The 11,737-nt window shown below is 60.0% G+C and carries 7 protein-coding genes, 1 rRNA gene and 1 pseudogene; 6 read left to right on the plus strand and 3 right to left on the minus strand.

Annotation, left to right across the window (positions count from 1 at the left end; translation table 11 throughout):
• Positions 1–4 precede the first annotated feature (4 nt).
• Both CAF73_RS12145 and CAF73_RS12150 read left to right on the plus strand, forming a co-directional pair.
• Positions 5–3,394, plus strand: coding sequence for a non-ribosomal peptide synthetase (locus CAF73_RS12145; protein WP_085702815.1), 3,390 nt, complete (start codon positions 5–7; stop codon positions 3,392–3,394).
• 23 nt (positions 3,395–3,417) lie between these two features.
• A complete protein-coding gene (locus tag CAF73_RS12150; RefSeq protein WP_085702816.1) occupies positions 3,418–3,885 on the plus strand; it encodes an SRPBCC family protein in 468 nt (155 codons plus the stop codon).
• A 146-nt stretch (positions 3,886–4,031) separates the two neighbouring features.
• Here the strand turns inward: CAF73_RS12150 and CAF73_RS30790 are convergent, their stop codons facing one another.
• Complete coding sequence (locus CAF73_RS30790) at positions 4,032–4,817, minus strand: methyl-accepting chemotaxis protein (RefSeq protein WP_371807395.1); 786 nt, start codon at positions 4,815–4,817, stop codon at positions 4,032–4,034.
• 69 nt (positions 4,818–4,886) lie between these two features.
• A pseudogene (locus CAF73_RS30795) lies at positions 4,887–5,912 on the minus strand (cache domain-containing protein); the annotation flags it as partial.
• Positions 5,913–6,222: 310 nt separating this feature from the next.
• On the opposite strand from CAF73_RS30795, the gene CAF73_RS12160 reads away from it, so the two are divergent.
• The 4 genes from CAF73_RS12160 (at position 6,223) to CAF73_RS12175 (ending at position 11,567) form a co-directional block, all read left to right on the plus strand.
• Positions 6,223–6,723: a sigma-70 family RNA polymerase sigma factor gene (locus CAF73_RS12160; protein ID WP_085702818.1), complete on the plus strand. Its 501-nt coding sequence runs from the start codon at positions 6,223–6,225 to the stop codon at positions 6,721–6,723.
• Positions 6,723–7,724, plus strand: a complete 1,002-nt coding sequence (locus CAF73_RS12165; protein WP_085702819.1) for a FecR domain-containing protein — start codon at positions 6,723–6,725, stop codon at positions 7,722–7,724. Before CAF73_RS12160 ends, CAF73_RS12165 begins: the two co-directional genes overlap by 1 nt.
• 87 nt (positions 7,725–7,811) lie before the next feature.
• Positions 7,812–10,313 (plus strand): TonB-dependent siderophore receptor, encoded by a 2,502-nt coding sequence (locus CAF73_RS12170; RefSeq protein WP_085702820.1) that lies wholly within the window; start codon positions 7,812–7,814, stop codon positions 10,311–10,313.
• A gap of 75 nt (positions 10,314–10,388) precedes the next feature.
• On the plus strand, positions 10,389–11,567 hold the full coding sequence (locus CAF73_RS12175; RefSeq protein WP_085702823.1) for a PepSY domain-containing protein: 1,179 nt from the start codon (positions 10,389–10,391) through the stop codon (positions 11,565–11,567).
• A gap of 73 nt (positions 11,568–11,640) precedes the next feature.
• Here CAF73_RS12175 and rrf read toward each other — a convergent pair.
• A 5S ribosomal RNA gene (gene rrf, locus CAF73_RS12180) occupies positions 11,641–11,737 on the minus strand; the annotation flags it as partial.

The following is an 11,737-nucleotide window of genomic DNA, read 5'->3' on the forward strand; positions in this document are numbered from 1 at the left end:
TGACATGAGACGTCTCGACATTTTGCTGAGGGGCCGCAGCCAGGCCTTGACCGACCTGGCGCATGAGCTCGAACAACACGGTCATTCATTGCTGACAGAAACCGCTCCGTCGATGGACCTGGTGATCGATGACGGCAGTCTTGCGCCGCAGGATTACGGCGTGACACCGCTCCTGACTTTATGTCTGGGTATCGGTGCAACGGGCGCCAGCGGTTTGCCGGTGCTTGATCTGCTGTGCCTGTGTCACTCGACACTGCTGAGCCGCGTGCCGATCGCCGACGAAGCGTCCGGCAACGGCCAGGCCCTGCGCCAGCGAACACTGGCGTTGGTGGTGGACGAAGTGGCACTGCAGGTCAGTCGTTTTTCGCGCGATGCCGAGTATTTTCAGCATGCGATGACGGCCCGTGCACCGGACTTCGAGCAGGTGGAAAACCTGCTGTTTCTCGATAGCCTGGCCTACGTCCATCGCTTCAATGCCACGGACCATCCGACCTTGCTGCAACAGGCGCAGATCCCGGTGATCGAGCGGCTGCAACAAAGCCTGATCGAGCACGCGGAGCGCCCGGCGCTGCACCTTGCCGAGCAGTCGGTCAGCTATCGCCAGTTGCATGATCACAGCCGGGCGATCCAGCAACGGTTGCTGGCAATCCTGGAGATACAGCCGCAGCCGTGGGTGGTGGGGATTTGCCTGCCGAAATGCGATGCGCTGTTTGCCTCGATTCTGGCGATTCTCGGCAGCGGCGCGGTGTATCTGCCGCTGGAGCCGAGCCATCCACTTCAGCGCCAGCAGTACATTCTGGAAAATGCCGGGGCGGTGTTGTTGCTGCACGACGGCGAACATCCACTGAGCGGTTCGATGCCGGGGCTGGATGTCTGTTGCATCGAACGCACTGACGTCGATCTGTCGCTACCGCTGATGCGTCGTCGACCCCAGCTCGATGCACCATGCATGGCGCTCTACACCTCGGGCACCACCGGGCATCCGAAGGGTGTGCTGCTGAGTCAGGCGAACCTCGCGCACTTCACCGCGTGGTACGCCGACTATGTGCAGTTGCACGCAGAGAGCCGGGTGTTGCAGTTCTCGTCGCTGAGTTTTGACTCGTCGCTGATCGACATTTTCCCGACCATGCTCGAAGGCGCGGAACTGGTGGTGCCCGACGACAACCAGCGCCGCGATCCGCTGCAACTGGTGGCACTGATCCGCCGTCGGCAACTGACCCACGCGTTCCTGCCGCCGGCGCTGTTGAGCATCCTGCCGCTGGAGCAACTGCAAAGCGTCGGCCAGATCATGACCGGCGGCGATGTCTGCGAGCCGTTCGTGATCGAGCAACTGACGCGCCAGGGCAAACTGCACAACCTCTACGGCCCCACCGAAGCCACGGTGCTGATCACTGCGCGGCAACTGCAACCGGGTGACAGCAATCGCACCCTCGGCGGGCCGATTGCCAACAGTCAGGTGCTGATTCTCGACGACGATTTGCATCCGGTACCGGAGCAAACGATGGGCGAACTGTTCATCGTCGGCCCCGGCGTGTGCCTGGGTTACCTGAACAATCCGCAGCAGACGGCGGAGCGCTATCTGGACCTGGAATTGCCGGACGGCCAGCGCCTGCGTGCCTACCGCAGCGGCGATATGGCCAAGTGGGGCGAAGACGGCATAGAGCTGTGCGGGCGCCGCGACAATCAGGTGAAGATCCGCGGCTTCCGGGTCGAGCCGGAGGAGATCGAGCGCTGCCTGCGCGAGAGTCAGTTGTATCGGCAAATCGCGGTGGTGATCGACAGTCAGCGGCGGATTCTGGCATTCCTCGCCCAGCCGCAATCGGATGCCGCGCGCGACGCGTTGAAAGCACATGCGCAGCAGTTTTTGCCCGACTACATGCAGCCGGTGGCGTGGACGGAACTGCCGAACATGCCGTTCGCCGCCAACGGCAAAGTCGATCGCAAGGCCTTGCTGGAACTGCCGGTCAGCGTGCAGGACAGCGGCCCGAAATGCCTGCCGGCCAATGCCGACGAAGCATTGCTGCTGGAAATCTGGGGCGAGTTGCTGGAGCTGCCGACCAGCGACATTTCCACCGACGAAAGCTTCTTCAATCTCGGCGGTCACTCGATTCTGCTGTCGCGCATGCTCCTGCGTCTGCGGGAGGAGTTCGGTCGCAGTATTTCGATCAACCGCTTCATCGAATTGCCGACCATTACCAAGCTCGCCACGCTGGTGCGCGGCACCGATGACAGCGCAGTGCTCAGCGCCCAGGCGATGGCCGACGCCGAGCGAGCCCTGGACATCGAGCCGTTGCCGATCAGTCGCATGGGCGATGTTCACAAGGTGATTGTCACCGGCGCCAACAGTTTTGTCGGTGTGCACATCGTCGAGGCGCTACTGGGATGGGGCGCCAGCGAAGTGGCGTGTCTGGTGCGCGATGGCGGCGGGCAAACGGCGGCGCAGCGCTTTGCCCAAGCGCTGCGAGAGAACCGGCTGGAGCATCTGGACCTGAGTCGGGTGCGGGTCTATTCGGCGGACATCACCCGGCCGCAACTGGGCCTGGCCGATGGGGATTTTGAGCGACTGGATCGCGAGTTCGGCGCGCTGGTGCACAACGCGGCCAACGTCAATCACGTGCTCGATTACGAGTCGTTGGCGGCGGACAACGTCGAGCCGATTTTCGAACTGCTGCGGCTGTGCGAAGGGCGCAGCAAGAAGGTGTTCAATTTCGTCTCGACACTGTCCGCCTCCAGCACCGTCGACGACGCAGGCCGGGTGCTGGAATTGCCCGCCGCACCGACGCCGCCGATCTACATCCGCAACGGCTACAACCTGTCGAAATGGGTCGGCGAACGCATCCTGGAACGGGCGCGAGAGCGTGGGGTTCGGGTCAATCTGTATCGGCCCGGCAACATCAGTTTCAACAGCCTCAGCGGTGTCTGCCAGCCGCACAAGAACCGTTTGATGCTGATGCTCAAGGGCTCGATCCAGCTCGGTCAGGTACCCGCCTTCGCGCTGAATTTCGACCTGATGCCAGTGGATTTTCTCGCCCGTTTCATCGCCTTCCACGCCAGCCGTTATTCGGCCGAACGGGCGGTGTTCAACCTGCACAACCCGGAGCCTCTGAGCTGGGATGCCTATGTCGCGTCGTTCCGCGAAACCGGCAGCGAGTTTTCGCTGGTCAGCGTCGCCGACTGGCAGCAGCAACTGGAGCGGGTCGATGCCGACAACGCGCTGTTCGGCGTACTCGGTTTCTACCTCAACGGCTTCGAGGAAGACATCGGCGACATCTCTCTGATCGGCCACGCCAACGCCCAGGCCGGCGTGCAGCAGATGGGCGCGCATTACCCGGAAAAATCCCCGGCGCTGCTGCGTCGCGGCTGCGACTACCTGAAAGAAATCAACTTCATCTGACTCATCAACCAAGGAGCAACACCATGAGCAATCTTCAACCCGACACCCTGATCAAAAACCCTCACGGCTGCCACGTCGTGTCATCGGTCGAAGTGCCGGTGGACGCCAGACAGGTGTGGGCGGTGGTGGGCAGGTTCGACGGTTTCGACCGTTTCATTCCGGCCCTGTCACACATCGAAATGACCGGCGATGGCGTGTCTTCGTTGCGCAAAAAGTTCTTCAAGGATGGCAACGTGGTGGTCGAGCAACTCAACTCCCGGGACGACCAGGCGTTGAGCATGACCTGGACCACGATCTACAACACGCTGGGCGTGGCCAATCTGTGGGCGGCGATGAATGTGGAGTCGCTGGGCGCGGGCAAGTCGCGGGCGACCTGGACGATCATCGCCGAGCCGGCCAGCGGCGGCCCCGAGGCACTGCCGGGGTTCAAGGATTTCGTGCAGGGGTTTGCCGATGATGCGATGGGGAATGTGCTGAAGCTGTTTATTTAGGCTTCAGCTCTGCGGTGATTGAGCCACCGCTATCGCTGGCAAGCCAGCTCCCACGGGTTCCAGGTCGGTCACAAATGTTGCGTGCGCCAGAAATCCTGTGGGAGCGGGCTTGCCCGCGATGAACGATAACGCGGTCTGACGTGATGTCAGATCTTGAAGCTGTCGACCAGCTGTTTCAAACGATTGGCCTGCTGCGACAACGCATCGCAATCCTTCAACGTTTCATTGAGGTTGGCCACGCTCTGCTGGTTCAGCAGGTTGATCTGGTTGACGTCGACGTTGAGGGTTTCCACCACGGCGGTCTGCTCTTCGGTAGCCGCTGCCACCGACTGGTTCATGCCGTCGATTTCACCGATGCGCTGGGTCACGCTGACCAGCCGCAGACCGGCCTGGTTCGCCACTTCAACGCTCTCTTCGCTGGACGCCTGACTGGCGTTCATGGTGCTCACCGCTTCACGGGAGCCGACCTGCAGCGAGGTGATCATCTTGTGGATTTCTTCCGCCGATTCCTGGGTGCGGTGAGCGAGGTTACGCACTTCGTCCGCCACCACCGCAAACCCGCGTCCGGCTTCACCGGCACGGGCCGCTTCGATAGCCGCATTGAGCGCCAGCAGGTTGGTCTGTTGGGAGATGCCTTTGATCACATCGAGAATGTGGCCGATGTTGTCGGTGCTCGCGTTCAGGGTTTCGATCTGGGTGCACGACAGACTAATCTTCTGCGACAGCTCGGTCATGGCCTGAATCGTCTGCTCGACCACCTGACGACCATCCTCAGCCTGTTCGCTCGCGCCGCTGGCGTGTTGCGAAGCATCGGCGGCGTTGCGGGCGATTTCCTGGGTGGCGGCACCCAGCTGATTGATCGCAGCAGCGACGCTGTTGGTGCGCGCGCTTTGCTCGTCCGAACCGATGATCGAGGCGTTGGACGATGCCATCACCCGTTGCGACAGGTCGTGTACGTGACGGGTCGCGGAAGACACTTCGGAAATGGAGGCGTGAATCCGCTCCACGAACTGATTGAACGAACTGCCCAGCTCACCGAACTCGTCCTTGCTTTCCACCACCAGACGGCGGGTCAGGTCACCTTCACCCTGGGCGATGTCCTGCATCGCGCGGCCCATGGTGATCAGCGGACGCATCAGGACGGTGATCAACAGGCTCAGGAACACCGCAATCGCGCCCACGGCGACGAACATCGCAATCACCGCCGAGGTACGGAACTGGCTGAGTGCGGCGTAGGCCTTGTCGCGGTCGATCGACAGGCCGATGTACCACTCGGCATTCGGCAGACCGGTCACCGGGGTGAACGACAGGATGCGTTCCTGGCCGTTGAGCACCACGTTCTGATTGCCCTTCTCGATGCGCACACCGGCGTTCGGGTAGATGTCCTTGAGGTTCTTCATCACCTGATCTTTGTCCGGGCTGACAATCACCTGACCGTCACCGCTGACCAGGAACGCGTGGCCCAGGCCGCCGAAGTCCACCGAGTTGATGATCTTCACCAGGGTTTCCAGGCTCAGGTCACCGCCCACTACGCCGAGCAGCTCGCCGTTCTTTTTCACGGGCATGGCGATGGTCACCACCAGGCCTCCAACCGCAGCCATGTATGGCGGGGTCAGCATGGTCTGGTCAGCGGCCACGGCCTGCTTGTACCAAGGACGCTGACGCGGATCGTAGCCATCCGGCATCTTCGCGTCAGGGCGCTGGGTGAACACACCGTTGGCCTGACCGACGTAGGTGAACTGAAAGTTCGAGGTGAAGGCCGGTTGATCGACCAGCCCCGGGAAGTCGGCATTCTTGCCTTGATGAGCGACGTTCTGCGCGAGGTTTTCCAGTACCAGAATCCGCCCGCTCATCCAGTTCTGCACACTGCTGGCGGTCAGGTCACCGGCCTGCTGGACCGAGGACTGGAGGTTTTGGCGAATGGTATTTCGCTGCAGATAGTCGTTGTACAAAGTAAACAGCGCGAACGCCAGGACCACGACGCCGGAGGCGGCCAGCAGGATTTTATGGCTGAACTTGAGATTCATTTCATGGGACTTCTTATGCGAAAAGTGGGGATGCGTTCCGTATGCAACATTCCATGTACAGCGCAGGCAGCGTTCTGATGGCTGCTCTACTTTGGTGCACGCATGTCTCACCAGTCTGTCGGCACGATTCGGAGAAAACTTAGCGTTTTGTAGGAAATGGACGGCATTTCTGCCAGTTCCCGCCGAACGGCGTGCCAGAGCGTTCGCCTGTCATTTTTTGATGACGGTTTTGCAGCGCCGGTTGCAAATTCTGTAACCCTTGATGACAATGCGACTAATTATCATTTGTGACGTTCGGGCTGTCGCGTTCATGTCCTCACCTGAGTTTGCAGTACAGGCGCTTTACAGTAGTCATCACGGCTGGCTCAACGGCTGGTTGCGCGCGCGGCTGGGCAATGCCGCCGATGCGGCGGATCTGGCTCAGGACACCTTCGTTCGCCTGCTGCAACGCACCGAGCGTCTGGAGCTCAAGGCACCCCGCGCATTTTTGCGTACGGTTGCCCGGGGTCTGGTGATCGATCATTGGCGCCGTGAAGAAATTGAACGCGCCTATCTGGAAACCATCACCCACTTGCCTGAAGCCGAAACACCGAGTGCCGAAGCCCGCGCCTTGGTGATCGAATTGCTCGAAGGCATCGCACGCATGCTTGAAGGCTTGAAGCCGAAAGTGCGTCAGGCATTTCTGCTGGCGCAGTGCGAAGGTTTGACCCACAGGCAGATTGCCGAGCGGATGGGCCTGTCCCTGCGCTCCGTAGAACGCTACGTCGCCGATGCCCTGTTTCACTGCTATGTACTGCGGTATGAAAGCTGATGCCGGTGGATAACCCCTCGCTTGGCCGTCGTGCCGAGCCACCGCAGCAGGTGGTCCGACAGGCCATTCACTGGCTCCTGCGCCTGCGCAACAACCATGGCAACCCGCGCCTGAATCGCCAGTGCGAACAATGGCGCGCCGAACACCATGATCATGAACTGGCCTGGCAACGGGTGCAGTCTCTGCAAGCTGAACTGAACCACAATTTGCGCGCCGTACCCGGCGCCCAGGTGGCGTTCAACACGCTGGAAAACAGTGCGCAGGGGTTGGGGCGACGTCAGGCGTTGAAGCTATTGTCCGGCGCTTTGCTGGTGGGCTCGGCGGGATGGCTGGCCAGAGACACTTCCGTCTGGCAACAGTGGAGCGCCGACTACGCCACCGCCACCGGCGAGCGCCGTGGCTACCAGTTGCCGGACGGCACGCGGATCGAACTCAACACTGCCAGCAGCGTGGATCTCGACTACACCGCGCAACAACGGCTGATCAAACTGACCCGAGGCGAAATCGTCGTCACCTGCGGCGGTGCCGATGAAGGTGCGCCGTTTGACCGACCGCTGCGGGTGCAGAGCCGTCATGGCACTTACGAGCCGTTCAAGGCGCGATTCATTCTGCGCGAGGAAGAGGGTTGCACGCGCCTGAGCGTCACCAGTGGCCGGGTTGCGATTCACTCCGTTGGCAATTCGGCAGAGGTCATCGCCGGTCAGAGCTATCTGATCGATCACCATCAAATTCGCCCCGCGCCACCCTCGGACATGGACGCTGGTGCCTGGGTCGACGGGTTGATCGTGACTCGCAACATGCGGCTGGGTGACTTCGTCAGCGAAGTCGGCCGTTATCGTCAGGGGTTTCTGAGCTGCGCGTCGGACATTGCGGATCTACGCCTGTCCGGCGTATTCCGCCTTGCGGACACCGACAAGCTGCTGGCGGTCCTGCCGCAGACCCTGCCGGTGCAATTGCGTTATCGCACCCGCTGGTGGGTGACACTGGAGTCTGTGGCCTGAAATTATTTTGGCGGGTTTTCGTGGCAAGTCCGGCTTAGTCAGTAAGCACTTCAACTCAGCCTTCGCGACTGCCTACGGAAACCTACAATGACTGCGCGCGTTACCTGTAAGAACCCTCTGAATTTCTCTTCCGAATCCGGCCTGTTGCGTCATGCCGTCCGGGCGGCGCTGTTTTCTACCGCACTGGGTGTTGGCGTGTTGCCGAGCCTGAGCATGGGGGCCAATGCCAGCGAGATCAGCAACCACCGCTACAACATCGCCGCCGGACCATTGGGCGATGCACTCAATCAGTTCGCGCGTCAGGCAAACATCACTTTGTCGATGACGCCTCAGCAGACCCAGGGCCGACAATCACCCGGCGTGCAGGGCGAGTATTCGACCGATCAGGCGCTGAGTCATCTGCTCGGTGGTTCGGGTCTGGAAGCGATCAGCCAGGACGGCAGCAGTTATGTATTGCGCTCCGTCGCAGAAACCGAAGCGCTGGCCCTGCCGACCACCGACATCAAAGGCTTCGCCCTCGGCAACGCGTTGGGCAGCATGGACGGCTACAACGCGACGCACAGCCAGATCGCCACCAAAACCAGTACTGCGCTGCTGGAAACTTCGCAAAGCGTGTCCGTCGTCACTCGCGAGCAAATGGATGACCAGGGATCCCAAACCGTGTCCCAGGCCATGCGTTACACCCCCGGCGTGCTGACCAACCCTTACGGCGCCACGCACCGTTACGACTACGTGGCAATGCGCGGTTTCAACGACGGTTCGGTGGATAACATTTACCTCGACGGCCTCAAGTCGATGGGCGACAGCGGCACCTACAGCACGATGCAGGTCGATCCGTATTTCCTTGAGCGCGTCGATATTCTGAAAGGCCCGTCGTCAGTGCTCTACGGTCGTAGCTCGCCAGGCGGTCTGGTCGCGCTGACCAGCAAGAAGCCGCTGTACGAAGCCTATCACCAGGTACAGGCCACGATCGGCACACAGGGCCAGCGCGGTGTCGGTTTTGACTTCAGCGGACCGGTCGATGACAACAAGCGTATCGCCTATCGTCTGACCGGATTGACGGATCAGTCCGACACGCAATTCGACCACAACAAGGAAAAGCGCTTCGCCCTCGCGCCGACGGTCAGCATCGATTTCAGCGAAGACACGTCGCTGACGCTGCAAGCGTATCTGCAACATGACCCGGATGGCGGTTACCACGGCGGTGTACCCGCTGACGGCACGATTCATCAGCGCAACGGCCATCGCATCTCGCCGCATTTCTTCGAAGGCGAGCCAGGCATCGATGGTTACTCCCGTGATCAGCAGTCGTTCGGTTACCAGTTCGAACACCGCTTCAACGACGTCTTCACCGCGCGGCAGAATTTCCGCTACCTCGACTCCAAAGTGAACATGGATCAGGTATACGCCTATGGCTGGACGTCGCCGACCAGCAACGAACTGAATCGCTACTACACCGGCGGCGACGAGCGTCTGCACGCGTTCATCGTCGACAACATGCTGCAGGCCGAATTTTTCACCGGTGCGACCAAGCACACGGTGCTGATGGGGGCGGATTACCAGCGACGCAAAACCGTGGTCGACTGGACCAGTGGCGGCCTGGCGCCGATCAACGCGTTCAACCCGGTGTACGGCAATTCCGCTATTACGCCGTACGGCAATACCAGCTACCTGCGGCGCCTGGAGCAGACCGGCGTTTACCTGCAAGACCTGATCGAAATGGACAAGTGGCGCTTCTCGCTGGGACTGCGTCAGGACTGGGTGGAAACCTCCGACGAAAACCGCATCGCCGAAGCGGGCCGTCCGGTCGGCACCGAGATCAATGATCGACGCACCAAGCTCACCGGCCGTGCCGGCGCGCTGTATCTGTTCGATAACGGCCTCGCGCCCCACGTCAGCTATTCCGAATCGTTCAACCCGAATTCCTACGCGGACAGCGCCGGTAATCCGCTCGCACCGACCGATGGAACTCAGTGGGAAATGGGCCTGAAGTATCAGCCGCCGGGCACCGACAACCTGTTCACCGCTTCGCTGTTCCGCATCGATCAGGAGAACCTGGCGACCAAACTTCCGCAGGAAAACTTCTATCGCGCTGTAGGCGCTGTCCGCTCTCAAGGTCTGGAACTGGAAGCGCACATGCAGTTGACCGACAACTTGAAAGTCCTCGGCAGTTACACATTTACCGACATTGAATACTCGAAATCGATGATCAGCACCTTGAGCACACCGACCAATGTGATCGAGAACAAAGGCAACTCGCCGACCCAGGCGCCGCGGCACATGGCATCGCTGTGGGCCGACTACAAGTTTGACAGCACTGCACTCGATGGGCTGCGCCTGGGTGGTGGTGTGCGTTATGTCGGCTATAGCTGGGCGGATGCAGAGAACACGATGAGGGTGCCGTCCTACACATTGTTCGACGCATCGATTGGCTATGACCTCGGCAAGGTAGGTCTGAAGGGTGTCGACGTTCGCCTGAATGCAAACAATCTGACCAACGAATCCTACGTAGCCTCCTGCGCCAGTCTGGACTTCTGCTACATGGGCGAAGAGCGCAACGTCGCCGCGACGGTCAGTTATCAGTTCTGAGCCTTTGTCTTGTGCATAAAGAAGCCAGCCCCTGATTTCAGGGGCTGGCTTTGTCGTATCTGTGGGGGAATGTTCATGCGTTCGTTTCTGGTTTTATTGCACCGGTATATCGGGTTGGCCACGGCGGTTTTTCTACTGCTGGCCGGGATCACGGGGAGCCTTCTGGCGTTCAACCATGAGTTGGATGAGTGGTTGAATCCGGAGTTTTACGCAGCGTCGGCCGCGGGGGAACGTCTACCGCCAGGTGAGCTGGTTGATGCGGTGCAATCGGTACATCCGAAGTTGCAAGTCTGGTACATGGAGTACCCGAATGAGACAGGCCACACGGCATTGCTGGCGGCGGTTCCACGGAATGATCCGGCGACGGGCAAACCGTTTAAAGAACGCAATGAAGTGTTCTACCTCGACCCGGTCAGTGGCGAACAGAAAGGTCAGCGTTATTGGGGCGAGTGCTGTTTCCAGCGCGAGAACTTCGTTCCGTTCATTCTTGAGTTTCACTACAACCTGACACTGCCCGGTAACTGGGGTTTGCTGTTGATGGGGTTGGTGGCCATCGCTTGGGTAATCGATTGCTTCGTCGCCCTCTGGCTAACATTACCGAGGGGTAAACTTTTCTGGAAGAAATGGTCGAGCGCCTGGAAGATCAAGGGCGGCCATGCTTATCGACTCAACTTCGATCTGCATCGGGCGGGGGGCTTGTGGCTATGGTTGTTATTGCTGCCGATAGCCGTCAGCAGCGTGGCGATGAACCTGCCGAGCCAGGCCTTCAAACCGGTGGTGTCGTTGTTTTCTCCGATTGAACCGAGCGTCTATGAGACTCGAGGGCGAATGCCTGCCGAAGAGTTGGGGATCACCCGATTGAGTTATCAACAGGCATACGAACGGGCGCAGGAGGAGGGAAAAAGATTGGGGCTGACAGCCGCGATCGGCGAGTTGTATTACAGCTTTGAGTACAACTTCTACGGTGCGGGGTTCGGACAGCATGACACTGAGGCCCACGGTAAATCCTGGTTGTTCTTCCACGGTACTGACGGACGATTATTGGGACAAGAGATCGCAGGAGAAGGGACGTTGGGAGAGCGGTTTTATCGATTGCAGTTGCCGATACATGGGGGACGGATAATAGGCTTCAGCGGACAAGTGATGATCGCGGTATTGGGTGTTCTGATTGCGGGGTTGTCGGGAACTGGCGTCTATATCTGGTGGCGCAAATGGCAGGCTCGTCGGAGCAGCAAGGCACGCAGAGCGGTTTGAAGATCAGACTTTTATGGACTCTGAAACGACAAAACCCCTGTCTGCATTCGCAGACAGGGGTTTCGGAATTCAATCTTGACGATGACCTACTCTCACATGGGGAAACCCCACACTACCATCGGCGATGCATCGTTTCACTTCTGAGTTCGGGATGGGATCAGGTGGTTCCA

Source organism: Pseudomonas sp. B15(2017), from assembly GCF_002113215.1.
Taxonomy (GTDB): Bacteria; Pseudomonadota; Gammaproteobacteria; order Pseudomonadales; family Pseudomonadaceae; genus Aquipseudomonas.

What these genes read in the sequence shown, in the direction of transcription:
- CAF73_RS30790 (WP_371807395.1), bottom strand. Translation starts at nt 4,817, where the DNA reads ATGGCATCGTCCAACGCCTCGATCATCGGTTCGGACGAGCAAAGCGCG.
- CAF73_RS12150 (WP_085702816.1), top strand. Translation starts at nt 3,418, where the DNA reads ATGAGCAATCTTCAACCCGACACCCTGATCAAAAACCCTCACGGCTGC.
- CAF73_RS12145 (WP_085702815.1), top strand. Translation starts at nt 5, where the DNA reads ATGAGACGTCTCGACATTTTGCTGAGGGGCCGCAGCCAGGCCTTGACC.
- CAF73_RS12160 (WP_085702818.1), top strand. Translation starts at nt 6,223, where the DNA reads ATGTCCTCACCTGAGTTTGCAGTACAGGCGCTTTACAGTAGTCATCAC.
- CAF73_RS12170 (WP_085702820.1), top strand. Translation starts at nt 7,812, where the DNA reads ATGACTGCGCGCGTTACCTGTAAGAACCCTCTGAATTTCTCTTCCGAA.
- CAF73_RS12165 (WP_085702819.1), top strand. Translation starts at nt 6,723, where the DNA reads ATGCCGGTGGATAACCCCTCGCTTGGCCGTCGTGCCGAGCCACCGCAG.
- CAF73_RS12175 (WP_085702823.1), top strand. Translation starts at nt 10,389, where the DNA reads ATGCGTTCGTTTCTGGTTTTATTGCACCGGTATATCGGGTTGGCCACG.